The following is a 24,114-nucleotide window of genomic DNA, read 5'->3' as shown; positions in this document are numbered from 1 at the left end:
TATGCGCCAACGCGCGTGGAAGCGCTGGTGTGCGGGCCTGACCGGGCCCGGGGAGGGGAGACGACTTGAACGTGCGACCGATATGGGGGGCGTCGGTTGACGCGCGGGGACTCGGCCGCGGCCGCAGGGGGCTGGCGCTGATGGCCGGCGCCCTGCTGCTCGCGGTGACCGCGTGCGGCGGGGGAGGCTCGGGGGCCGGGGGCGGCAAGGGCAAGGACTCCGGGACGGCCGAGAGCAAGCAGTCGCAGGCGGTCGTCACCATAGCCCCCAAGGACGGCGCGAAGTCCGTCGACACCAGCGGCGTCCTCAAGGTCGGCGCGAGCAGGGGGAGGCTCACCCAGGTCGAGGTCAAGGACGCCAAGGGCACCGCGATACCCGGGAGGATAACCGGCGGCGGCGCCACCTGGACGCCGTCGACGCACCTGGCCGCGGCCACCAAGTACACGGTGCACGCGGTCGCCAAGGACTCCCAGGGCCGCGAGGCGGCCGAGGACTCCAGCTTCACCACCTTGACCCCGAAGAACACCTTCCTCGGCTACTTCACCCCCGAGGACGGCTCCACCGTCGGCGTCGGAATGCCGTTCTCCGTCCGCTTCACCCGGGGCATCACGCACCCCGAGGACGTCGAGAAGGCCATTCGGATCAAGACGGAGCCGGCCGTCGACGTCGAGGGCCACTGGTTCGGCAACGACCGCCTCGACTTCCGCCCGGAGAAGTACTGGAAGGCCGGCACCAAGGTGACGGTCAAGCTCGACCTCGACGGCGTCGAGGGCCGCCCCGGCGTCTACGGCAAGCAGACCAAGACCGTCTCCTTCACCATCGGCCGCAACCAGGTCTCCGTCGTGGACGCCAAGAAGCACACGATGAAGGTCACGCAGGACGGCAAGGTCGTCAAGACGCTGGCCGTGACCACCGGCAAGCCCGGCTACGACACCTGGAACGGCCAGATGGTCATCAGCGAGAAGCTCACGGTGACCCGCATGAACGGCGAGACGGTCGGCTACGGCGGCGAGTACGACATCAAGGACGTCCCGCACGCCATGCGCCTGACCACCTCGGGCACCTTCATCCACGGCAACTACTGGGGCGGCGACGCCTTCGGCAACTACAACGCCAGCCACGGCTGCATCGGCCTGCGCGACGTGCGCGGCGGCTACGACAGCAAGGTGCCGGCCGCCTGGTTCTTCAACCACTCGCTCATCGGCGACGTGGTGATCGTCAAGAACTCCCACGACCGGACCGTCGACCCGGACAACGGGTTCAACGGCTGGAACATGTCGTGGGAGAAGTGGAAGGCGTAGAGCTTTTCTGAGGTTTTACCGACGCAACGGCCCGGTGTGACTGAGAGCACCGGGCCGGTTGTCGTTAGTGCCCGTTAACCTGCTCGGCATGACCGTAACTCTCGAAGTCGCCGAGGGCGTGGGCACGCTCCGCCTGAACCGCCCGCCCATGAACGCGCTGGACATCGCCACACAGGACCGGCTCAAGGAGCTCGCCGAGGAGGCCACCCGCCGCGAGGACGTGCGCGCCGTGGTGATCTACGGCGGCGAGAAGGTGTTCGCGGCGGGCGCGGACATCAAGGAGATGCAGGTGATGGACCACACGGCGATGGTCCTGCGCGCCCGCGCCCTGCAGGACTCCTTCACCGCCGTCGCCCGCATCCCCAAGCCGGTCGTTGCGGCGGTCACCGGCTACGCGCTGGGCGGCGGCTGCGAGCTCGCGCTCTGCGCGGACTACCGCATCGCCGGGGAGAACGCCAAGCTGGGCCAGCCGGAGATCCTGCTGGGCCTGATCCCGGGCGCGGGCGGCACCCAGCGGCTGTCCCGGCTGATCGGTCCCTCCAAGGCCAAGGACCTGATCTTCACGGGCCGTCAGGTCAAGGCCGACGAGGCCCTCGCGCTGGGCCTGGTGGACCGGGTGGTCCCGGCCGACGAGGTGTACACCGAGGCGCACGCGTGGGCCGCGAAGCTCGCGCAGGGACCGGCGATCGCGCTGCGCGCGGCCAAGGAGTCGATCGACACGGGACTGGAGACGGACCTGGAGACCGGGCTCGCCGTCGAGCGGAACTGGTTCGCCGGGCTGTTCGCCACGGAGGACCGCGAGCGGGGGATGCGCAGCTTCGTGGAGGAGGGTCCCGGCAAGGCGAAATTTCTCTGAATCTCGTCCGCAGCCCTTGCAATTGACGTGATGTCTGATCCGGGTCCCTCGATGGGGCGGTTCATGGGAGCCTTGAGGCAGCCTTGAGCCTGCCTCGTCGAGGGAGCCCGTCGATTGCCTCCAACCGAGCCGTCTTCGCAGGCCAGTGGGGCTGTTCCGGGCTCCGAACTACCATTGGCATATGCCGAACGAATGGCGTGTAACGAGGGCGTCCAGGGGGCGTATTCCCCGGGAACGGCCCCGGAGGGCCCCCCGGGCGGCCATGATGGGGGCATGGCGGGGCTGGAGGGCATCGAACAGCCGCGGGGACAGGGACGTGCGACCGCGGCGCGCTGGTCGCCTGCGGTCGAGGACGAACGGGCACTCAAGGCGCTGGAGTTGTTCGGCAATCCGACGGAGGCAGAGGTTCCGTTGCCGTCCCGCCCCGAGTCCGCTGCCACCGCGCGCCGGCTCGCCCAGGTCGTCGTCCTGCGCCAGTGGGGACTGACGCCGAAGATGACGGAGGACGCCGTCTTACTCGTCTCCGAGCTGGTGGGCAATGCTGTACGGCACACCGGCGCCCGCGTCTTCGGCCTCCGCATGCGCCGCCGCCGCGGCTGGATCCGCGTCGAGGTCCGCGACCCCTCCCGCGGCCTGCCGTGTCTGATGCCGGTGCAGGAGATGGACATCAGCGGCCGGGGCCTGTTCCTCGTCGACAAACTCGCCGACCGCTGGGGCGTGGACCTGCTGCCGCGCGGCAAGACGACGTGGTTCGAGATGAGGGTGGCGGACCGCTGATCTCCGGGCTTCCCGACGCCGGCCGCCGACAGGTGACCGACGCTCAGCAGGTTTCCATACGTGTGAATCGCCCGTTTTCTTACCCGTTCACCCTTAAATGGGTCGGGTGACCACGACCGACCGCCGAGGGGTGCTGCGTACGGGCGCCGGGCTCGTCGCCGGCGGAGCGCTCGCCGCCGGTTGCTCCTCCTCCGGCTCCAGTGCGCCCCCGTCCACGGCGCCTCCGTCCACCGCGACCCCGTCCCGTCCCGCCCCCCACCCCTCCGCCACGCCCCTCGCCGCCCCCGCCCCCCGCGCCTTCCCCCGGCAGCCGGCCCAGATCACCCACGGCCCCCGCGACCGGCCCCGCGTCGCCCTCACCTTCCACGGCCAGGGCGACCCCGCCCTCGCCCGCACCCTGCTCACCGAGGCCGAGAAGCACGGCGCCCGCATCACCGTGCTCGCCGTCGGCACCTGGCTCGACCAGCATCCGGAGATGGCCCGCCGTATCCTCGACGGCGGCCACGACCTCGGCAACCACACCCAGCGCCACCTCGCCATCAACGCCATGTCCGAGGCCGACGCCCAGTCGGAGATCACCGCCTGCGCGGATCGCCTGAAGCGGCTCACCGGCTCCATCGGCACCTGGTTCCGCCCCTCCCGCGCACCGGCCGCCGCCCCGCTGGTCGCGCGGCTGGCCCGCCGCGCCGGATACCCGCACGTGCTGTCGTACGACGTCGACTCCCTCGACTACACCAGCCCCGGCGCCCCCGCGATCACCCGCAACATCCTGGCCGAGGTCCGGAACGGATCCGTGGTGAGCCTGCACTTCGGGTACCCGGACACGGTCACCGCCCTCCCCGCCGTACTCCAAGAACTCGTCCGCCGCGGCTTCCACGCGGTCACCACCACGGAGCTGCTGAGCTGATGCATCCCACCCGAATCACCCGCATCCTGATCGCCGGCGCCGCCTGTGCCGCGCTGACCGCCCTGTCCGCCTGCAGCAGCGGGGGCTCCGAGCACCAGGCGAACGAGGCCCTGGGCAGCAAGGCGCCCGTCCAGCCCCAGCCGCGGAAGCAGGCGGTCGACGGCCTGCCCGGCATGCCGCCCGTCCTGGACCCGACCGACGTCTACGCCGCCGACCGCCCGAACAAGCTCTCCCCGGTCGTCAAGGACTTCCCGTCCCGGGTCTACGTCCCCAACACCAACTCCAACACCGTCTCGGTCATCGACCCCGGGACGTACGAGGTCATCGAGACGATCCCGGTCGGCGTCCAGCCCCAGCACGTCGTCCCGTCCTGGGACCTGAAGACCCTGTGGGTCAACAACGACCTCGGCAACAGCCTCACCCCCATCGACCCGAAGACCGGCAAGGCGGGCAAGCCGGTCGACGTGCACGACCCGTACAACCTCTACTTCACCCCCGACGGCAAGTACGCCGTCGTCATGGCCTCACGCGACCACGAACTCGCCTTCCGTGACGCGCACACGATGAAGTTGGTGAAGACCGTCCCGGTCAGCTGCTCCGGCGTCAACCACGCCGACTTCTCCCTGGACGGCCGCTACTTCATCGCCTCCTGCGAGTTCAGCGGCGAACTGCTCAAGGTCGACACGGCGCAGATGAAGGTGGTCGGCCAGCAGAAGCTGGACTTCAACGGCGCCATGCCGCAGGACGTGAAGGTCTCGCCCGACGGCAAGAAATTCTACGTCGCCGACATGTCGGCCAACGGGCTGTGGATCCTGGACGGTGCCACGTTCGGCAATCCGACGTTCCTGTACACCGGCCAGGGCGCCCACGGCCTGTACATCAGCCGCGACTCCCGCGAGATGTACATCTCCAACCGCGGAGAGGGCTCCGTCTCCGTCTTCGACTTCACCCAGAACATGCTGACCAAGAAGTGGCAGCTGCCCGAAGGCGGCAGCCCCGACATGGGCGGCGTCTCCGCCGACGGCAAGGTCCTGTGGCTGTCGGGACGCTACAACTCCGAGGTGTACGCCATCGACACCCGAACCGGCGTCCAGCTCGCCCGCATCAACGTCGGCAGCGGCCCGCACGGCCTCGCCGTCTACCCGCAGCCGGGCCGGTACTCGCTGGGCCACACGGGCATCTTCCGCTGAGCCGAAGGCACTTGGGCACGCCCTGAGCTACCTGACGCACATCACGAGCGGCTGCGAGAGCAACCCGTACTACGAGCCGTGGCACTGAGCCCCTTCCCTAGCGGGCGATGAGCAGCGCCTCCGAGCCCACCGGACGGTAGCCGGCTGCCTGGAACGCCCGCAGTCTGCGGGCGTTCCCCGCCGAGACCCGGGCCCACACGGGCTCGTCGGAGAGGTGCCGGGCGGCCGTCACCAGCGCCCGCCCCAGCCCCCGGTGCCGTACGCCCTCGCCACCTCCACGGCGACCTCCAGCCGCCCCGCGACCCCGCGCCCGAGGACGAGCACCCCGCCGTCCGCCGTCCACATCCGCACGTCGTCGCGGCGCCTGCGGGAGCTGACGACCCGGGGATGGGCGAAATCGTCGATCTCCCGCAGCGCGAGCGGAGGACCACCGGGCAGCGGAGATCCCACCAGGAGCACGTCGATCGTGTCGGTCGTCCGCCCGGTCCGCTCCACGAAGGCGGCGAGGAACCGCGCGTTCATGGTCGCCGCGAGCGCGTCGCACTCGGCCCTCCGCAGGCTCTCGTTCACCCACTGCGGATCCTCGTCCGTGAACACGACGGAGTGCGCGGTGAAGGCGATGACCCCGGCGTCCCGGTGGGAGGGTTGCGGCACGACGGTGGTACGGCCGTCCGCCGGCGGGAAGACACCCCGCGCCGCCGCGTCCAGAACGTCCCGCAGGGGCTCCACCGTCGCGCTCCTTGAGTCTCCACCCACTGGAAGGCCCAGACTCGCAGACATGATCGAAGACGGCACCGGACTTTTCACCGTCGGCGAGCTGGCCCGGGCCACCGGCCTGACCGTACGCACCATCCGCTACTGGTCCGACGAGGGCGCCCTGCCCCCGGTGGCCCGCTCCGCGGGCGGCTACCGCCTCTACGACGCCGCGTCCGTCGCCCGCCTGGAGCTGATCCGCACCCTGCGCGAACTGTGCCTCGGCCTGGACGACGTCCGCAAGGTGCTGGCCGGCGAGACGACGGTCGCGCAGGTCGCGGCCGCGCACGTGAAGGCGCTGGACGCGCAGATCAGCTCACTGAAGGTGACCCGTGCGGTGCTGTCGACCGTGGCGCGACGCGGTTCGACCGCAGAGGAGATGACCCTGATGAACAAACTGGCGCGGCTGTCGGCTGCCGAGCGGAGGCGGATCGTCGAGGACTTCATGACGGAGATCTTCGCGGGGATCGACACGGCGGACCCGACATCCGCCGCCGGCTGCGGTTCATGGCGGCGAACCTGCCCGACGATCCCACCCCCGAGCAGGTGGACGCCTGGGTGGAGCTCGCCGAGCTGATCCAGGACCCGGACTTCCGCGCGCTGATGCGGCGGATGGTCGAGTTCAACGCGGCGGACCGGGGACCGGACGTCCCGGCGGGATCCTCCCTGTGGTTCATGAGCCGGCTGGTGCAGCTCGCCGGGGAGGCACTGCGCCAGGGCATCCCGCCCGAGGCGCCGGAGGCCGAGGACATGCTGCGTGGGCTGCTCGGCGACGCCGACCGGGCCGCCGTGCTGGAGCGCCTGACAGCGGCCTCGAACACGCGGGTCGCCCGGTACCGTCAGCTGTCGGCCGTCGTGAACGGCCTCGATCCCCAGTCCTCGTACGAGGAGGAGTTCGCCTGGGTGGTCGCTGCGCTGCGGGCCGGCGTGGGCGGCTAATCTGACCTGCGTCAGTAGGACAGCAAGACCGCAAGGCATGACGAAGAGGGGCGGATCGGTGGCGGACATCGAGGAAGCACGCAAGCAGTTCCAGCGGATCGATGCGGACGGTGACGGATTCATCACCGCCGCCGAGTTCAAGTCCGCTCTGGCCCAGGAGGGCGACTGGAACGTCACCGAGACGGTGGCGGAGGCCATCATCAGGACCCGGGACCTCAACGGCGACAAGGTCCTGTCGTTCGACGAGTTCTGGGCGTACCTGAACAAGTGACGCAGGCGCAAGGGGCGCCCGGCCGCGAGGGACCGGGCGCCCCTTTGTCATGCGGTGCGCGAGCCGGCCCCGGAGTGCCCCCTGCGGCACTGCCCCGGCGCCACCCCGAACTCCCGCTTGCTCCCAGGTCGCCCGTCGCATCGTCGGTCCCGCCGGCCACGACCCGTACGGAGGAGAAGCGGCTGCTGCTGGACCTGGGCGCCGCCGAGGTGATCGTGTCCGGGGACGGGGGCCCGAAGGCCGTGGCGAAGGAGGTGCGGCGGATCACCGGCGGCAAGGGCGCCGAAGTGATCTTCGACGCGATCGGCGGCCCCGGCTTCCGCCCGCTCGCCGGCGCGCTCGCCAAGGGCGGCTCCGCGGTGGTATACGGCCGGCTGGCCTGCCGCCCCGCCGAGATCCCCTGGAACTGGCCCTTCACCCTCCACCACGCCTGCCGGCCGCCGCCGCCTTCCTCAACGCCGGCCTGAGCGACAGAGGCTTCCGCCCGGTCGTCGGCGAGGTCCTCGACGGCCTAGCCGCATCCGGGACGCCCACCGCCTGATGGAGCTCAGACGACCTCGAGCGGCAGGTGCGGCCCGTCGGGCAGCTCGACCTTCACCGGGTCCCCGGGCCGCACCACCCCACCGGTGACGACGACACTCATCACGCCGGACCAGAACCGCACCCGGCCGTTTTCGTCGTGCCCGACGACCTGCTTCATCAGCCCCTTGCGGAAGCCGTCGATCTGCGCACACGGATTCCGCAGCCCGGTGACCTCGACGACGGCCTCCGCCCCGAGGTGCAGCCGCGTGCCCGTCGGCAGCCCCAGCAGATCGATCCCTCGGGTGGTGACGTTCTCCCCGAGCTGACCGGCGGCCACCTCGAACCCCGCCGGCCGCACCTCGTCGAACAGCTCTTCGTGGATGAGGTGCACCTGGCGCAGATTCGGCTGCGAGGGATCCTTCCGCATCCGGAACCGGTGTTTCACCGTCGCCCCGGCATGCACGTCCCCCTCCATCCCGAGCCCGGCCAGCAGCGTGATGCTCTCCCGGTTCGGCTTGCTGAAGGAGTACGTCCCGTTACTGCTGACCGCAGTGATCGTCCCACCCATGCCCCGAAGCTCCCCTCATCCCGCGGTCGCTGTCGAACCGCAGGTCAGAGCCTACGGGAGGTGGTTCGGTGGAGACCCGTCATGCACCCCCGGCCCACTCGCGCAGCGCCGCCTCGCTGGAGAAGTTCGCCACGTCCTTGTCGTGCGGGTCGCTGCTGTACTGGTGGAAGCGCCACTTCGCCTTGATGCGAGGCTTGCCGGCCGTGACGTAGTCGGCGATCCACAGGCCGTCGCCCGCGTACGACGTCGTGTCGATGTTCAGCCAGAAGGTGAGGTTCGCGTAGAGGATCACCCTGTTGTGCGGCCGCAGCTCCTTGACCTTCCGGATGAACTGGTCCTTCTCGGCGTTGGAGGCGTGGGTGCCCTCGCCGGTGGTCTCCCAGTCGACGGCGAGGATGTCGCCCCGCTTCTCCGGGGCGTGGGCGACGAAGTACTCGGCCTGGGCCGTGACGTTGCCGGGCCACAGGAAGTGGTAGAAGCCGACGACCAGACCGGCGTCCCGGCCGTGCTTGGTCTGGGCGCTGAGCTTGGAGTTGACGTACGAACGGCCCTCCGTCGCCTTGATGAAGACGAAGGAGAGGCCGTCCGTGTCGTAGGAGGAGGACTGGAACGCGCTTACGTCGATGCCACGCAGCATGGGAACTCCCTGAAGTGCCGTGGGGGGGAGAGGAGTCGTTGTCTGGGTTCTGCCCCCCACAGGTACGGGCGATCCCTGCCGGCGGTTCGAATGTCAGTCTCGCGTGACCACCGAACCCAGTACCGACGCAGACTTCGCCGACCAGTCCGAGGTGATCACGCTCGCGTGGTCCGCCGCCAGGAGGGACAGGCGGGCGGCCACTTCCGCGTCGGTGGGGTTCGTCGAGGAGATCGCCGGGGACACACCGGCCGCGTCCGTCGTGATCAGGATGTAGTGGTTCGCGGAGTAGAAGGACGTGTCGTACCCGTTGTTGACGTACGCCGCCGCGTCGCCGTCGAAGAACACGAACCAGGGGCGGATCGAGGCGTCGTAGCGGCTGGTGCGCGGGTCGCCGGCCGTGGCGCCCAGCGCGGCCGGGAAGGCCTGCGCCGCCGCGACGTTCCCGGCCGCGTACAGGTCGCGCAGATGGTCGCCGTACTCCTCGTCCGTCCAGTAGTGGTCGAAGGGGTTGGCCTGCTCCACCGTGCCGGGGATCAGCTCGAAGAGGACCTTGCCCCTGAGGGCGTCCCGGGACGGCCACGCGTCGGCCTTCGCGGCCGCGTCCAGCGACGGGTACGTCCCGCCCAGCAGGTCGGACGGCTTGTAGACGATGCTGCCCAGCTTGTGCTGCACCAGCGTGTCGAACTCGTCGGGGCCGAGCCCGCGGTTGTTGTTGAAGCCGTTCTTCATCTCCACCTTGAAGACGACCGGCCGGTGGTCGGGGTGCAGCTGGTGCCAGGCGGCGATGTTGTCGAGGCAGCTGCCGAGGTCCTGGTTGCGGCTCTTGCTGTACAGCTCGCTTGGGGTCTTCGCGGCCTCGCAGTTGTTGTCGTTGCCCAGCGGGTTGCTGTGGCTGACCCGCCAACGCCTGCTCAGGCTGTCGGTGTAGACGTCGAGTTCGAGCAGCGAGGCGCCGGAGTCCAGCGCCTGCGCGAAGTAGGTGTACTTGTCCTTCTCGTGCGCGTTGTGCGTCCCGATCGCCGTCGTCTCCGAGAACTTCGGCGACGCCGCGTGGGCGTTACCGGGTACCACCGTCATCAGGGTGGCGGCGCCCACCAGCGCCGCCAGCCGTCTCACCACACGCATGCGTCAATTCCCCTTCGCTGTCGCCGAGTTGGGCGGCAGCGTAGGAGAGAGAGCAGTTACTGTGTGGTAGCCCCTAGACCAACAACAGTCACGTCAGCATTCGATGATGTTCACGGCCAGTCCGCCCCGGGCCGTCTCCTTGTACTTCACCGACATGTCGGCGCCGGTGTCCTTCATGGTCTTGATGACCTTGTCGAGGGAGACCTTGTGCGAGCCGTCGCCGCGCATCGCCATGCGGGCGGCCGTGACCGCCTTGACCGCGGCCATGCCGTTGCGCTCGATGCACGGGATCTGGACGAGCCCGCCGACCGGGTCGCAGGTCAGACCGAGGTTGTGCTCCATGCCGATCTCGGCGGCGTTCTCGACCTGTTCGGGCGTCCCGCCCAGGACCTCGGCGAGGGCGCCCGCCGCCATCGAGCAGGCCGAGCCGACCTCGCCCTGGCAGCCGACCTCGGCGCCGGAGATGGAGGCGTTCTCCTTGAAGAGCATGCCGATCGCGCCCGCGGCGAGCAGGAAGCGGACCACGCCGTCCTCGTCGGCGCCGGGGACGAAGTTGATGTAGTAGTGCAGGACCGCGGGGATGATGCCGGCCGCGCCGTTCGTCGGGGCGGTCACGACCCGGCCGCCGGCCGCGTTCTCCTCGTTCACCGCCATCGCGTACAGCGTGATCCACTCCATCGCGTGCGCCAGCGGGTCGCCCTCGGCGCGCAGTTGGCGTGCGGTGACGGCCGCGCGGCGGCGCACCTTCAGGCCGCCGGGCAGGATGCCCTCGCGGGTCATGCCGCGCTGCACGCAGCCCTGCATCACCCGCCAGATCTCCAGCAGGCCCTCGCGGATCTCCTCCTCGGTGCGCCAGGCCCGCTCGTTCTCCAGCATCAGCGAGGAGATGGACAGGCCCGTCTTTTTCGTCAGGCGCAGCAGCTCGTCGCCCGTGCGGAAGGGGTACTTCAGGACCGTGTCGTCGAGCTTGATGCGGTCGGCGCCCACCGCGTCCTCGTCCACGACGAAGCCGCCGCCCACCGAGTAGTACGTCTTGGTCAGCAGCTCGGCACCCGAGGCGTCGTACGCCCACAGGGTCATGCCGTTGGCGTGGTAGGGGAGCGCCTTGCGGCGGTGCAGGACCATGTCGTCGTCGAAGGAGAACGCGATCTCGTGCTCGCCCAGCAGGCGGATCCGGCCCGAGGCCTTCATGGTCTCCACCCGCTCGTCGGCCGTCTCCACGTCCACCGTGCGCGGTGACTCCCCCTCCAGGCCGAGCAGCACCGCCTTCGGCGTACCGTGGCCGTGGCCCGTCGCGCCCAGGGAGCCGTACAGCTCCGCCCGTACCGACGCGGCCTTCTCCAGCAGGCCTTCGTTGCGCAGCCGGCGGGCGAACATGCGTGCCGCGCGCATCGGGCCGACCGTGTGGGAGCTGGACGGGCCGATGCCGATCGAGAACAGGTCGAAGACCGAGATGGCCACGGTGACTCCTCAATACGGGGGTGGTGCTGGGGTGGGGCACCGCGCTCACCGGAAAGCGCCCGTGTGCTCCAGTGTGCGCGGTGCCCGTCGGAAGGTGACTTACTTGCCGAGACCCGGGTACAGCGGGTGCTTGTCGGCCAGGGCCTTGACCCGGGCCTTCAGCGCCGGCGCGTCGTACGACGGCTTCAAGGCCTCGGCGATCACGTCCGCGACCTCGGCGAAGTCCTCGGCCTGGAAGCCTCGGGTCGCCAGAGCCGGCGTACCGATCCGCAGGCCAGAGGTGACCATCGGCGGGCGCGGGTCGTTGGGGATCGCGTTGCGGTTGACCGTGATGCCGACCTCGTGCAGCCGGTCTTCGGCCTGTTGGCCGTCCAGCTCCGAGTTCCGCAGGTCGACCAGGACCAGGTGCACGTCGGTGCCGCCGGAGAGCACATCGACGCCGACCGCTTGGACGTCGTCCTTCACCAGGCGCTCGGCCAGGATGCGGGCGCCCTCCAGGGTTCGGCGCTGCCGCTCCTTGAACTCCTCGCTCGCCGCGACCTTGAAGGCCACCGCCTTCGCGGCGATCACGTGCTCCAGCGGACCGCCCTGCTGACCGGGGAAGACCGCCGAGTTGATCTTCTTGGCCAGCTCGGCCGTGGAGAGGATCACGCCGCCGCGCGGGCCGCCCAGCGTCTTGTGGGTGGTCGTGGTGACGACGTGGGCGTGCGGGACCGGGTTCGGGTGCAGGCCCGCCGCCACCAGGCCGGCGAAGTGCGCCATGTCGACCATGAGGTACGCGCCGACCTCGTCCGCGATCCGGCGGAAGGCGGCGAAGTCCAGCTGCCGCGGGTACGCCGACCAGCCCGCCACGATCAGCTTCGGCTTCGCCTCCTTCGCCAGCCGCTCCACCTCGGCCATGTCGACCAGGCCGTCCTCGCCCACGTGGTAGGGGACGACGTTGTAGAGCTTGCCGGAGAAGTTGATCTTCATGCCGTGGGTCAGGTGCCCGCCGTGGGCGAGGTTCAGACCCATGATCGTGTCGCCGGGCTTGAGCAGCGCGAACATCGCGGCCGCGTTCGCCTGGGCACCCGAGTGCGGCTGCACGTTGGCGTGCTCGGCCCCGAAGAGCTCCGTGATGCGGTCGATGGCGATCTGCTCGACCACGTCGACGTGCTCGCAGCCGCCGTAGTAGCGGCGGCCCGGGTAGCCCTCGGCGTACTTGTTGGTCAGGACCGAGCCCTGCGCCTCCATGACCGCGACCGGGGCGAAGTTCTCCGAGGCGATCATCTCGAGCGTGGACTGCTGGCGGTGCAGCTCGGCGTCGACCGCGGCGGCCACGTCCGGGTCGAGCTCGTGCAGGGGCGTGTTCAGAAGCGACATGTTATCCGACATGGGGGCTACGACTCCTCAGCCGGCGGTGTGGGCGGCGTACTCGTCGGCGGAGAGCAGCTCGGCCGGCTCCTCCGCGACACGCACCTTGAACAGCCAGCCGCCCTCGAAGGGCTCGGAGTTCACCAGCGACGGGTCGTTCACCACGTCCTCGTTGATCTCGGTAACCTCACCGGTGACCGGGGAGTACAGGTCGGACACGGACTTGGTCGACTCCAGTTCGCCGCAGGTCTCGCCCGCGGTCACCGTGGTGCCGACCTCCGGGAGCTGGGCGTAGACGACATCGCCGAGCGCGTTGGCCGCGAACTCCGTGATGCCGACCGTCGCGACGCCGTCCTCGGCGGGCGACAGCCACTCGTGCTCCTTGCTGTAGCGCAGCTGCTGGGGGTTGCTCATGGCGTGAATTCTCCTGTACGCGGGGGAGTGCTGGTGAATGGGGGAGTGCTGGAAACGGTGGTGAGCAGGGAGGATGTGCCCGGTGTCACGCGCGGGCGGCCAGGGGCCCTGAGGGACCGAGGGACCCGGTGCTCGAGGACGCCGGGACCCGGTGCCCGAGGACGCCGAGGATCCCCGCCGGACCAGTCTCTACTTCTGTCGCTTGTAGAAGGGGAGCGCCACGACCTCGTACGGTTCGTGGCTGCCCCGGATGTCCACGCCGACACCCGGCGTGCCCGGCGCCGCGTGCGCCACGTCGACGTACGCCATGGCGATCGGCTTGCCCAGCGAGGGTGAGGGGGCACCGGAGGTGACCTCGCCGATCACCTCGCCGCCGGCCACGACCGAGTACCCCGCGCGCGGGACCCGGCGGCCCTCGGCGACCAGGCCGACCAGGACCCGCGGCGGGTTCTTCTCGGCCCGCTCGGCGGCGGCCAGCAGCGCCTCGCGGCCGACGAAGTCGCCCTCCTTGTCGAACTTCACCACCCGGCCGAGCCCCGCGTCGAACGGGGTCAGCGAGGTCGTCAGTTCGTGCCCGTACAACGGCATGCCCGCCTCCAGGCGCAGCGTGTCCCGGCAGGACAGCCCGCACGGGACCAGCCCGACCGGGGCGCCGGCCTCGGTCAGCGCCTGCCACAGCTTCTCGGCGTCGGCCGGGGCCACGAACAGCTCGAAGCCGTCCTCGCCGGTGTAGCCGGTGCGCGCGATCAGCGCAGGGACGCCCGCGACCGTGCCGGGCAGGCCGGCGTAGTACTTCAGGCCGTCCAGGTCGGCGTCGGTGAGGGACTTCAAAATCCCCGGGGACTCGGGGCCCTGCACCGCGATGAGGGCGTAGTTGTCCCGGTCGTCGCGGACCTCCGCGTCGAAGCCGGCCGCCCGCTCGGTCAGCGCGTCCAGGACCACCTGGGCGTTGGAGGCGTTGGCGACGACCATGTACTCGGTCTCGGCCAGCCGGTAGACGATCAGGTCGTCCAGGATGCCGCCGTCGGCCTGGCAGATCATGGTGTAGCGGGCGCGGCCGACGCCGACGGAGGCGATGTTGCCGACCAGGGCGTGGTTCAGGAAGGCGGCCGCCTGCGGGCCGGTGACCGTGATCTCGCCCATGTGCGACAGGTCGAAGAGGCCAGCCTTCGTCCGCACGGCGAGGTGCTCGTCGCGCTCGGAGCCGTAGCGCAGCGGCATGTCCCAGCCGGCGAAGTCGGTCATCGTCGCACCGAGCGAGCGATGCAGCGCATCGAGCGCGGTGTGACGGAGTTCGGTACTGCTCATCGGTCGGTCTCCCAGGGCATGACGGGCGAGGAACTGTCCTCCCCATCTGTCATCGGAACCTGAGAGGTTCGCCATGACCGCCGACGGACGGACGATCACGGCTTGCACCTTGGGTGGAGCCACTTCAGCAGCGGCCCGCTTTTCAGATGTGCCTCGCCCGCGCGGTAACGGGGCCTGAGAGATTCAAGGGAGGGACTTGCTCCTTCGGCGCCCCAGCGAGACGGTTGCTGGGAACTCTCCCGCGCGGATTCAAGCGGCCGGTATGCAGTTGGCGCGCACATCATTGCACGCCACGCCCGATCCTGGCAGGCCGCATCTGTAACCGGCCTGTGGCGGTACGCGAACGAAAACGCGAGACACCGTGCATTACCTTCTCTTTACACTCGGCGGGGAGGGGAACTGTGACCCACCCCAGGGGAGGACGACCACGGTGAACAGGACCACAGTGCCCGCGACGACCCCGGCGCTCGCAGTGCCCGAGCAGGCCCTCGCCCTGCCCCGGCAGCCCGCAGCCACGGCCCGCGGGCGGTGCGGCGAGCGCCCCGCGCCGGTGGTCCGCGACCTGCGCGACCGTGCCGGCCGCAGCCCGCACGCCCTGCTCTTCGGCCCCCGCGACCTGGTGGTGGTCACCGGCCTGCCCGGCAGCGGCAAGTCCACCCTGATGCACCGCGCGGTGCCGGGCACCAGGGTCGACTCCCAGGACACTCGCGACCGCTGGGACGCCCGGATGCCCCGCCTCCTGCCCTACGCGGTCTACCGCCCCCTCGTCCGCCTCGCCCACTACGCCGGGCTGCGCCGCGCCCTGCGCTCCGGCGGGGGAGTCGTGGTGCACGACTGCGGCACGCAGACCTGGGTGCGCGGCTGGCTGGCCCGCGCCGCCCGCCGCCGCGGCGGCACGCTGCACCTGGTCCTGCTCGACGTCACGCCCGGCACCGCCCTGGCCGGCCAGCGCGAGCGCGGCCGCGGCGTCTCGCGGTACGCCTTCGTGCGACACCGCAGGGCCGTCGCCCGTCTGCTGCGCGCGGTGGAGAAGGGGAACCTGCCCGAGGGCGTCGGCTCGGCGGTGCTGCTCGACCGGGACGCGGCGGACGTCCTGCGCCGGATCGGTTTCGCGGGTTGAGGGGGGCGGTACCGATCGGTTTCGCGGGTTGAGGGGGCCGTACCGGGTCGGCTTCGTGGGCTGAGGGGGGCCGTACCGGGTCGGCTTCGCGGTTGAGGGGGCCCGTACCGGATCGGCTTCCCGGGCCGACGGACTCCGCTCGGGCACCCGCTAGCCTTTCAGCCACAGCAGTGGTTCCCAGCAGGCGGTAGGCAGATGGACTTCCCGGCGGACTTTCCCGCGGACTTCCCGGCACAGGCGCACCCCCACCCGCACGGCGGATGGCCCGGCAACGAGCTTGAGGAGGTGCTGTCGGCGTCCCTCGGCATACCGTCGGCCGGCGGCCGGATCATCGAGGTCCTCGGCCGCAGCTTCCTCTGGGTGCCGCTGCCCAACGGCGGAGGCCCGCACAGCGGCCCGCTCGACCTGCCCACGCTGGAGATCGAGGGCCAGGCGTACGTGCCGGTCTTCAGCTCCGAGGAGCAGTTCCGGCAGGTCGCCGGCTCTCACATGCCGTACACCATCGCGCCCGCCGTGGAGTTCGCCCGCGGGCTGCCCCCGCAGATCGGCATGGCCGTCAACCCGGAGGGCGTGGTCGGCATCCCGCTGCCGCCGCCGGCCGTGGCCGAACTGTGCCGGATGGGCCGGACCCCGCTGGACGGCCCGGCGAGCGGCGGCCGCGTCCGCCTCTTCGAACCCGACTGGCAGGAGGACCCGGTGGACTTCCTCTCCGCCGCCTCCGCCGAGTTCGCCGAGACCGGCGTGGTGCTCACCGCCCGCCGCTGCCTCGCCGCCATCGAGACCGCCGACCCGGTCATGTTCATCGGCGTCGAACTGTCCCAGTGGGAGGGCGACCTGCGGGCGCTGCCCATGGACGCCCTCGGCCGCGCCCTGGGCCGGGTCCCGGTCACCTGGCCGGTCAACCTGGTCCTGCTGGACGTGGCCCAGGACCCGGTGGCCGACTGGATGCGCGAGAAGGTGCGGCCCTTTTATCAGTACGGCCACTGAAACTCCGTGAGGGGCGCGGGGCTGTATCGATATGCGGCTCTGCCGCGTGGGCGCGACCAGCCACGAACCAGCCCGCAGCCGCCGGACGCCAGCAAGCCCCGAGCTCTTGGGCGGCTCCTGTCGGCCACCCACCTAAGCTGGTTTCATATCCATGGGCCATGACATCCTCGAGAGGGCGGTAAAAGTGAGCGCGAGCGGCACCGCCGCGGCCGGGCAGGTCGAGCAGATGCTGCGCCAGGTGACGCCCGGGCGTTACGACGCCTACGAGGCGCTGCTGCGCGCGCTCGCGACCCCGTCCTCCGGCCAGGTCTGGATGCTGCTGTGGCACGGCCAGGCCGGCTCCCCCGACGCCCAGTACGGCCACATGGAGGTCGACGGCCACGGCTACGCCCCCTGCGTCACCTCCGCCCAGGAGTTGTCGGCCAGCGGCTGGAACCGGTCGTACGAGGTGGTGGACGGCCTCGACGTCGCCCGCACCCTCTACCCCGACCACTACGGCCTCTGGCTGAATCCGCACGCGCCGGGCGGCGGCGTCGGCATCCCCTGGCTCGACCTGCGCCGCATCGCCACCGGCCTGGACCGCCAGCCCGCGGGCCCGCTCCGGCTGTCCGAACCGGCCATCGAAGTCCCGCAGTTCTACGCCCTGCTCACGCAGAACGCCCACCGCACCCCGGCGGTCCGCTCGCTGCGTCGCGCCTGGGTGCAGCCCGCACTCGGGGCGCCGTACCTCGCCATCGGCCTGGACGTGTACGACACCTCGCCCCCGGCCGTCGACTCGGTGCGCGCGATGATGCAGCAGTCCATCGGCGCCGTTCCTGACGGGCTGCCGGTGTCGACCGTCGCGATGTCCGACGAGTACGACCCGGTCGCGATGTGGATGCGTGCCAACGCCCGCCCGTTCTACGACCGCGAGGCCCACGCCGCCCCCGCCCAGGCGCCGGCGGCCGGGTACGGCTACCCGCCGGTCCGTGGCGGCTACTGACCGGTCCCTCCAGTCCCTCCCTCCTCATCGCCGGCACGGGCTACCGGTACCGGAAGCCCCTCTCCGCGCGTAGATCAGGGAGAATAGTCCAATTCTCGCCGCGATTGCCCCAACTGGCCCGCGTCCGCCCCCCGTTACCCACTGTCCGGATAACGGAACCCCCCAGCCTGCATCACGTTTAGGCATCCATTCCCCGTCAAGTCTGGCAACAGATCGCCAAAGCGTTGAAGACTCCCGCACCAAGGGGCGTTCGCCCTGTGTACGACGGAGTGATCATGCCGCTACAGCGGCAAGTGCGGGCCGGCTACCGCCGGTTGAGAGGGGTCCCTGCCTGATGACGGCACCATTGCACGAGCCGACCGCGGAAGCAGCCCCGAGCGCGGCCGACGAAGCGGCGGTTGCCACCGCCGGCGCGAAGGCCGTCCAGGGGCGTTCCCTGGGCCGGATCGCCTGGGAGCGCCTGAAGCGGGACAAGCTCGCCCTGACGGGCGGCATCGTCGTGCTTTTCCTCATCGTGGTCGCGATCCTCGCGCCCGTGATCGCGCACGCGGTCGGCCAGGACCCGGAGACCCACCACGAGAACCTGATCGACCCGCTGTTCGGCACCCCGGCGGGCTCCCTCGGCGGCATCAGCGGTGACCACTTCTTCGGCGTCGAACCGGTCAGCGGCCGCGACATCTTCGCCCGCATCCTCTACGGCGCCCAGATTTCGCTGCTCGTCGGCTTCCTGTCCGCCGTGGTCGCCGTCGTCCTCGGCACCATCCTCGGCATCCTGGCCGGCTTCTTCGGCGGCTGGGTGGACGCGGTCATCAGCCGCGTCATGGACGGCCTGCTCGCCTTCCCGCAGCTGCTGTTCATCATCGCGCTGGTCTCCGTCATGCCGAACCAGATGCTGGGCCTGACCGGCACCGGCGTGCGCGTCTTCGTGATGATCCTGGTCATCGGCTTCTTCGGGTGGCCCTACATCGGACGCGTGGTGCGCGGCCAGACGCTCTCGCTGCGCGAACGCGAGTACGTCGAGGCCGCCCGCTCGCTCGGCGCTGGGCGCTTCTACATCCTCTTCAAGGAGCTGCTGCCCAACCTCGTCGCGCCGATCATCGTGTACACGACGATGATGATCCCCACCAACATCCTCACCGAGGCGGCACTCAGCTTTCTGGGCGTGGGCGTCAAGCCGCCCACGGCTTCCTGGGGGCAGATGCTTTCGAACGCGATCGACTACTACGACTCGGACCCCATGTACATGGTGATCCCGGGCGTGGCGATCTTCATCACCGTTCTTGCCTTCAACCTCTTCGGCGACGGCGTGCGCGACGCGCTCGACCCGAAGGGCTCCCGCTGAACTGCCGTACCCCAAGCGACCCGTGGCACTACACACGGGGTCTCTCATCAATTCCGGAGGATCCGAGATCGTGACTACCCAACGCACCTCAGGGCGGCGCAAGCAGGCCATGGCCGCTGCCGCCGTGGTCGCCGCGCTGCTGACCACGGCGGCGTGCGGCGGCGGCAACGACGGCGGTGGTTCGAAGAACGGTGCGGCCGGCTTCGACGCCGCCAACAACAAGGTCGCCCAGGCCTCCGCGGCCAAGAAGGGCGGCACCCTGAAGTTCGGTGCGGCCCAGGACGCCGACTCGTGGGACACCACGCGCGGCTACTACGGCTTCATGTGGAACTTCGCGCGCTACTACAGCCGCCAGCTCGTCACGAACAAGACGGAGCCGGGCAAGGCCGGCGCCGAGCTGACTCCGGACCTGGCCACCGGTCTCGCCAAGGTCACCGACGGCGGCAAGACCTACACGTACACGCTGCGCGACGGCATCACCTGGGAGGACGGCAAGCCGATCACCTCCAAGGACGTCAAGTACGGCATCGAGCGCGTGTGGGCGCAGGACGTGCTGTCCGGCGGCCCGACCTACCTGAAGGACGTCCTGGACCCGGACGGCAAGTACCAGGGCCCCTACAAGGACAAGGCCAAGGACCACCTGGGCCTGAAGGCGATCGACACGCCGGACGACAAGACCATCGTCTTCCACCTGCCGAAGGCCAACTCGGACTTCGAGAAGATGCTGGCCCTGGTCTCGGCCTCCCCGGTCCGCCAGGACAAGGACACCAAGTCCAAGTACCAGCTGCACCCGTTCTCCTCCGGCCCGTACAAGTTCGAGTCGTACAACCCGGGCAAGGACCTGACGCTCGTCCGCAACACCAACTGGAAGGCGTCCTCGGACCCGATCCGCAAGGCGTACCCGGACAAGATCACGGTCAAGTTCTTCTCGAACGCCAACGACCTCGACCAGCGCCTGATCGCCGGTGACTACGACCTGGACCTCAACCAGACCGGCATGTCGCCGCAGGGCCGCCAGATCGCTCTGAAGCAGCACAAGGCCAACCTGGACAACCCGGTCTCCGGCTACATCCGCTACGCGGTCTTCCCGCAGAGCGTGAAGCCGTTCGACAACATCCACTGCCGCAAGGCCGTCATCTACGGCGCCGACCACGTCTCGCTGCAGACCGCGCGCGGCGGCCCCGTCGCCGGCGGTGACATCGGCACCAACATGCTGCCGCCGTCCGTTCCGGGCTCCGAAGGCCAGAAGTACGACCCGTACGAGCTCGCCGGCGCCAACAAGAACGGCAACGTCGCCAAGGCCAAGGAGGAGCTGAAGGCCTGCGGCAAGCCGAACGGCTTCAGCACCACCATCGCCGTCCGCAACAACAAGCCGGTCGAGGTGGCCACTGCCGAGTCCCTCCAGGCGTCGCTGAAGAAGGTCGGGATCAACGTCCAGATCGACCAGTTCGACGGCTCGCAGACCACCGGCATCATCGGCAGCCCCTCGAACGTGAAGAAGAAGGGCTACGGCATCATCATCATGGGCTGGGGCCCGGACTTCCCGTCCGTCCAGGGCTTCGGTCTGCCGCTGTGGGACAGCAAGTACATCCTGCAGAGCGGCAACAACAACTACGCCCTGATCAAGGACAAGACGATCGACGGCCTGTTCGACCAGTACGTCAACTCGCTGGACGACTCGAAGAAGACCCAGATCGCCACGGAGATCAACCACAAGGTCATGGAGGGCGGCTACTACCTGCCGTTCGTCTTCGAGAGGTTCATCAACTGGCGCTCGAACCGGCTGGCGAACGTGTACACGACCGACGCCTACAGCGGTATGTACGACTTCGTCAACCTCGGTCTGAAGTCCACGAAGTAAACCCGGCACACCCGCCGTACGGCACGAAAGGCAGGTGAAGGCCGGCGCGGCGTGACCGCGGGCCACCGGACAATCTCCGGGGCCCGCGGTCCGCGGCGGGCCGTAAGCTGTGCTCGCTTACCTCATCAGGCGGCTGTTCGCCGCCGCTGTGATGCTGGTGGTCATCATCATGGTGGTCTTCGGCATCTTCTTCCTCGTCCCCAAGTGGGCGGGCGTCGACATTGCCGCGAGCTTCGTGGGCAAGCAGGCGGACCCCGCCGCCGTCCAGGCGGTGCGGGAGAAGCTGGGCCTGAGCGACCCGATCTACGTCCAGGTCTGGGAGTTCTTCAAGGGGATCTTCGCGGGCCGCACCTACGCGGCCGGCGGCGACGTCACCCACTGCGCCGCGCCGTGCTTCGGCTACTCCTTCCGCAGCGAACAGGCCGTGTGGCCGGTGCTGACCGACCGCTTCCCGGTGACCCTGGGTCTCGCGCTCGGTGCCGCCGTACTGTGGCTGCTCTTCGGTGTCGCGGCGGGTGTCCTCTCCGCGCTCAAGCGCGGCAGCCTCTGGGACCGCAGTGCGATGATCGTCGCCCTCGCGGGCGTCTCCCTCCCCATCTACTTCACCGGCATGCTCAGCCTGGCGATCTTCGCCTTTGGCCTGCACTGGATCGACGCGGAGTACGTGCCCCTCGACCACAGCTTCACCGGCTGGCTCGGCGGCATGATCCTGCCGTGGATCACCCTCGCGTTCCTCTACGCGGCGATGTACGCCCGCATCACCCGCGCCACCATGCTGGAGGTCCTCGGCGAGGACTACATCCGCACCGCCCGCGCCAAGGGCCTGCGCGAGCAGACCGTCATCGGCAAGCACGCCATGCGCTCCACGATGACGCCCATCCTGACCATGCTCGGCATGGACCTCGGCGCCCTCATCGGCGGCGCGATCCTGACCGAGTCCACGTTCAACCTGCCCGGCCTCGGCCAGGCCGTGCTCAACGCCATCAGGAACCAGGACCTGCCCATCATCCTGGGCGTCACCCTGATCACCTCCCTCGCGGTGCTGCTCGCCAACCTCGTGGTGGACGTCCTGTACGCCGTGATCGACCCCCGAGTGAGGCTCGCATGACCGAACTCAGCAAGAGCGGAGCGGCCGTGGGCGAGCCCACCCCCGCCTCGCCCGCCCCGACCGCCTTCCTGGAAGTGCGCGACCTGAAGGTGCACTTCCCGACCGACGACGGCCTGGTCAAGTCCGTCGACGGGCTCAGCTTCCAGCTGGAGAAGGGCAAGACCCTCGGCATCGTGGGCGAGTCGGGCTCCGGCAAGTCGGTGACCTCGCTGGGCATCATGGGCCTGCACACCGCCGGCCAGTACGGCAAGCGCAAGGCGCAGATCTCCGGCGAGATCTGGCTGAACGGCACCGAGTTGCTGTCGGCCGACCCCGACGACGTGCGCAAGCTGCGCGGCCGCGAGATGGCGATGATCTTCCAGGACCCGCTGTCCGCGCTGCACCCGTACTACACGATCGGCCAGCAGATCGTGGAGGCGTACCGCATCCACCACGACGTCGACAAGAAGACCGCCCGCAGGCGGGCGATCGAGATGCTCGACCGGGTGGGCATCCCGCAGCCCGACAAGCGGGTCGACAACTACCCGCACGAGTTCTCCGGCGGCATGCGCCAGCGCGCGATGATCGCGATGTCGCTGGTCAACAACCCCGAGCTGCTGATCGCGGACGAGCCGACCACCGCCCTCGACGTGACCGTCCAGGCGCAGATCCTCGACCTGATCCGCGACCTGCAGAAGGAGTTCGGCTCCGCGGTCATCGTCATCACCCACGACCTGGGCGTCGTCGCCGAGCTGGCCGACGACATCCTGGTGATGTACGGCGGCCGCTGCGTCGAGCGGGGCCCGGCCGAGAAGGTGTTCTACGAGCCCCGGCACCCCTACACCTGGGGCCTGCTCGGCTCGATGCCGCGCCTCGACCGTGAGCAGCAGGAGCGCCTGATCCCGGTCAAGGGCTCCCCGCCCTCCCTGATCAACGTCCCGTCCGGCTGCGCCTTCAACCCGCGCTGCCCGTACGCCGACATCCCGAAGGACAACGTCACCCGCACGGTCCGTCCCGAGCTCACCGAGGTCGGCGGCCGGCACTGGGCCGCCTGCCACATGACGCAGGAGCAGCGGGAGCGGATCTGGACCGAAGAGATTGCGCCGAAGCTGTGAGTGAGAACGCAGAGGACAAGGCAGTGAGCATCCCTGCACAGAGCGACGGCGCGCAGGTCGAGGCCTCCGGTACGGCCACCCTCACCAAGGACGCCGCGCCCGGCGAGATCCTGCTGAAGGTGACCGGGCTCCAGAAGCACTTCCCCATCAAGAAGGGCCTCTTCCAGCGCCAGGTCGGCGCGGTCCGCGCGGTCGACGGCCTCGACTTCGAGGTGCGGTCCGGCGAAACCCTCGGCGTCGTGGGCGAGTCCGGCTGCGGCAAGTCGACGATGGGCCGGTTGATCACCCGGCTGCTCGAACCGACCGCCGGCACCATCGAGTTCGAGGGCAAGGACATCACGCACCTCGGTGTCAGCGGGATGCGTCCGCTGCGCCGCGACGTGCAGATGATCTTCCAGGATCCGTACTCGTCGCTGAACCCGCGTCACACCATCGGCACGATCGTCGGCGCTCCCTTCCGGCTCCAGGGCGTCGAGCCCGAAGGTGGCATCAAGAAGGAAGTGCAGCGGCTGCTGTCGGTCGTGGGCCTCAACCCCGAGCACTACAACCGCTATCCGCACGAGTTCTCCGGCGGCCAGCGCCAGCGCATCGGCATCGCCCGCGCGCTCGCGCTCAACCCGAAGCTCGTCGTCGCGGACGAGCCGGTGTCCGCGCTGGACGTGTCCATCCAGGCGCAGGTCGTCAACCTGCTCGACGACCTCCAGCAGGAGCTCGGCCTGACCTACGTGATCATCGCGCATGACCTGTCGGTCGTCCGGCACGTCTCGGACCGGATCGCGGTGATGTACCTCGGCAAGATCGTCGAGCTGGCCGACCGGGACTCGCTGTACAAGGCGCCGATGCACCCGTACACCAAGGCGCTGATGTCGGCCGTGCCGATCCCGGACCCGCGGCGCAAGAACGCCAAGAGCGAGCGCATCCTGCTCAAGGGCGACGTGCCCTCGCCGATCTCCCCGCCGAGCGGCTGCCGCTTCCACACCCGGTGCTGGAAGGCGACCGAGATCTGCCGGACGACCGAGCCGCCGCTCAAGGAGCTGAAGCCGGGTCAGCGGGTCGCCTGCCACCACCCCGAGAACTTCGAGGACCAGGCCCCGCAGGACACGGTGCTGCTGTCGGCCGCGAAGGAGGCGGCGGAGCTGGTGGCCGACGAGGTGCTGGCGGAGTCGGCGGCGACGTCGGCGGCGGTGGCCGCGGAGGTGGAGGCCGCGGAGGCGGAGGCAGCCGAGTCGGCCTCGGAT

The 24,114-nt window shown here is 69.8% G+C and carries 22 protein-coding genes, 2 pseudogenes and 1 riboswitch; of the genes and pseudogenes, 16 read left to right on the top strand and 8 right to left on the bottom strand.

Annotated elements, in window-relative coordinates; genetic code table 11:
* The first annotated feature begins 65 nt into the window (after positions 1 to 65).
* The 5 genes from ABZV31_RS17100 (at position 66) to ABZV31_RS17080 (ending at position 5,031) form a co-directional block, all read left to right on the top strand.
* Entirely contained in the window at positions 66 to 1,301 is a 1,236-nt protein-coding gene (locus ABZV31_RS17100) for an Ig-like domain-containing protein (RefSeq protein ID WP_355894072.1), read from the top strand.
* A gap of 88 nt (positions 1,302 to 1,389) precedes the next feature.
* Positions 1,390 to 2,157: an enoyl-CoA hydratase-related protein gene (locus tag ABZV31_RS17095; protein WP_355894070.1), complete on the top strand. Its 768-nt coding sequence runs from the start codon at positions 1,390 to 1,392 to the stop codon at positions 2,155 to 2,157.
* 273 nt (positions 2,158 to 2,430) lie between these two features.
* Positions 2,431 to 2,934 (top strand): ATP-binding protein, encoded by a 504-nt coding sequence (locus ABZV31_RS17090; RefSeq protein ID WP_355894067.1) that lies wholly within the window; start codon positions 2,431 to 2,433, stop codon positions 2,932 to 2,934.
* Between the two features lie 106 nt (positions 2,935 to 3,040).
* A complete protein-coding gene (locus ABZV31_RS17085) occupies positions 3,041 to 3,841 on the top strand; it encodes a polysaccharide deacetylase family protein (protein ID WP_355894064.1) in 801 nt (266 codons plus the stop codon).
* Complete coding sequence (locus ABZV31_RS17080; RefSeq protein ID WP_355894061.1) at positions 3,841 to 5,031, top strand: hypothetical protein; 1,191 nt, start codon at positions 3,841 to 3,843, stop codon at positions 5,029 to 5,031. Before ABZV31_RS17085 ends, ABZV31_RS17080 begins: the two co-directional genes overlap by 1 nt.
* A 97-nt stretch (positions 5,032 to 5,128) precedes the next feature.
* Here the strand turns inward: ABZV31_RS17080 and ABZV31_RS17075 are convergent.
* Positions 5,129 to 5,811: pseudogene (locus tag ABZV31_RS17075) on the bottom strand (GNAT family N-acetyltransferase).
* Here ABZV31_RS17075 and ABZV31_RS17070 point away from each other — a divergent pair.
* The 3 genes and pseudogenes from ABZV31_RS17070 to ABZV31_RS17060 all read left to right on the top strand — a co-directional run bounded on the left by ABZV31_RS17070 (position 5,810) and on the right by ABZV31_RS17060 (position 7,461).
* A pseudogene (locus ABZV31_RS17070) lies at positions 5,810 to 6,723 on the top strand (MerR family transcriptional regulator). The pseudogenes ABZV31_RS17075 and ABZV31_RS17070 sit on opposite strands and share 2 nt — an antisense overlap.
* A gap of 58 nt (positions 6,724 to 6,781) precedes the next feature.
* Entirely contained in the window at positions 6,782 to 6,994 is a 213-nt protein-coding gene (locus tag ABZV31_RS17065) for an EF-hand domain-containing protein (RefSeq protein ID WP_355894111.1), read from the top strand.
* 74 nt (positions 6,995 to 7,068) lie between these two features.
* On the top strand, positions 7,069 to 7,461 hold the full coding sequence (locus tag ABZV31_RS17060; protein WP_355894058.1) for a zinc-binding dehydrogenase: 393 nt from the start codon (positions 7,069 to 7,071) through the stop codon (positions 7,459 to 7,461).
* Between the two features lie 80 nt (positions 7,462 to 7,541).
* Here the strand turns inward: ABZV31_RS17060 and ABZV31_RS17055 are convergent, their stop codons facing one another.
* The 7 genes from ABZV31_RS17055 to gcvT all read right to left on the bottom strand — a co-directional run bounded on the left by ABZV31_RS17055 (position 7,542) and on the right by gcvT (position 14,382).
* Positions 7,542 to 8,084 (bottom strand): MOSC domain-containing protein, encoded by a 543-nt coding sequence (locus ABZV31_RS17055; protein ID WP_355894057.1) that lies wholly within the window; start codon positions 8,082 to 8,084, stop codon positions 7,542 to 7,544.
* Positions 8,085 to 8,163: 79 nt separating this feature from the next.
* On the bottom strand, positions 8,164 to 8,721 hold the full coding sequence (locus ABZV31_RS17050; RefSeq protein WP_355894054.1) for a GH25 family lysozyme: 558 nt from the start codon (positions 8,719 to 8,721) through the stop codon (positions 8,164 to 8,166).
* 93 nt (positions 8,722 to 8,814) lie between these two features.
* The gene (locus tag ABZV31_RS17045; RefSeq protein ID WP_355894051.1) at positions 8,815 to 9,846 is read right to left on the bottom strand and encodes a phosphatidylinositol-specific phospholipase C domain-containing protein; all 1,032 of its coding nucleotides are present in this window, start codon (positions 9,844 to 9,846) and stop codon (positions 8,815 to 8,817) included.
* A gap of 93 nt (positions 9,847 to 9,939) precedes the next feature.
* Positions 9,940 to 11,307, bottom strand: coding sequence for an L-serine ammonia-lyase (locus ABZV31_RS17040; protein WP_355894048.1), 1,368 nt, complete (start codon positions 11,305 to 11,307; stop codon positions 9,940 to 9,942).
* Positions 11,308 to 11,406: 99 nt separating this feature from the next.
* Entirely contained in the window at positions 11,407 to 12,669 is a 1,263-nt protein-coding gene (glyA, locus tag ABZV31_RS17035; RefSeq protein WP_355894108.1) for a serine hydroxymethyltransferase, read from the bottom strand.
* Positions 12,670 to 12,696: 27 nt separating this feature from the next.
* The gene (gene gcvH, locus ABZV31_RS17030) at positions 12,697 to 13,074 is read right to left on the bottom strand and encodes a glycine cleavage system protein GcvH (protein WP_355894045.1); all 378 of its coding nucleotides are present in this window, start codon (positions 13,072 to 13,074) and stop codon (positions 12,697 to 12,699) included.
* Positions 13,075 to 13,263: 189 nt separating this feature from the next.
* Entirely contained in the window at positions 13,264 to 14,382 is a 1,119-nt protein-coding gene (gene gcvT, locus ABZV31_RS17025; protein WP_355894043.1) for a glycine cleavage system aminomethyltransferase GcvT, read from the bottom strand.
* A 152-nt stretch (positions 14,383 to 14,534) separates the two neighbouring features.
* Positions 14,535 to 14,634: riboswitch (glycine riboswitch) on the bottom strand.
* A 178-nt stretch (positions 14,635 to 14,812) separates the two neighbouring features.
* On the opposite strand from gcvT, the gene ABZV31_RS17020 reads away from it, so the two are divergent.
* The 8 genes from ABZV31_RS17020 to ABZV31_RS16985 all read left to right on the top strand — a co-directional run.
* Positions 14,813 to 15,502, top strand: coding sequence for an AAA family ATPase (locus ABZV31_RS17020; protein WP_355894041.1), 690 nt, complete (start codon positions 14,813 to 14,815; stop codon positions 15,500 to 15,502).
* Between the two features lie 195 nt (positions 15,503 to 15,697).
* Positions 15,698 to 16,489 carry an enhanced serine sensitivity protein SseB gene (locus ABZV31_RS17015; RefSeq protein WP_355894039.1) on the top strand — a complete coding sequence of 264 codons (792 nt, stop codon included), beginning with the start codon at positions 15,698 to 15,700 and terminating at the stop codon, positions 16,487 to 16,489.
* A gap of 184 nt (positions 16,490 to 16,673) precedes the next feature.
* Positions 16,674 to 17,471, top strand: a complete 798-nt coding sequence (locus ABZV31_RS17010) for an enhanced serine sensitivity protein SseB C-terminal domain-containing protein (RefSeq protein WP_355894036.1) — start codon at positions 16,674 to 16,676, stop codon at positions 17,469 to 17,471.
* 334 nt (positions 17,472 to 17,805) lie between these two features.
* Positions 17,806 to 18,813: an ABC transporter permease gene (locus tag ABZV31_RS17005; RefSeq protein ID WP_355894033.1), complete on the top strand. Its 1,008-nt coding sequence runs from the start codon at positions 17,806 to 17,808 to the stop codon at positions 18,811 to 18,813.
* A gap of 70 nt (positions 18,814 to 18,883) precedes the next feature.
* Positions 18,884 to 20,674, top strand: coding sequence for an ABC transporter substrate-binding protein (locus tag ABZV31_RS17000; RefSeq protein WP_355894031.1), 1,791 nt, complete (start codon positions 18,884 to 18,886; stop codon positions 20,672 to 20,674).
* Positions 20,675 to 20,783: 109 nt separating this feature from the next.
* Positions 20,784 to 21,782 (top strand): ABC transporter permease, encoded by a 999-nt coding sequence (locus ABZV31_RS16995; protein WP_355894028.1) that lies wholly within the window; start codon positions 20,784 to 20,786, stop codon positions 21,780 to 21,782.
* Complete coding sequence (locus ABZV31_RS16990) at positions 21,779 to 22,876, top strand: ABC transporter ATP-binding protein (protein ID WP_355894025.1); 1,098 nt, start codon at positions 21,779 to 21,781, stop codon at positions 22,874 to 22,876. The genes ABZV31_RS16995 and ABZV31_RS16990 overlap by 4 nt, the downstream gene beginning before the upstream one ends.
* A gap of 23 nt (positions 22,877 to 22,899) precedes the next feature.
* Positions 22,900 to 24,114: dipeptide ABC transporter ATP-binding protein (locus ABZV31_RS16985; protein ID WP_355894022.1), on the top strand; the 1,215-nt coding region annotated here is incomplete at its 3' end.

The organism is Streptomyces sp. NPDC005202 (assembly GCF_040608235.1).
GTDB lineage: Bacteria > Actinomycetota > Actinomycetes > Streptomycetales > Streptomycetaceae > Streptomyces.
Note: the sequence above shows the minus strand (reverse complement) of the source record. Positions and strands in the feature narration are given on the sequence as shown.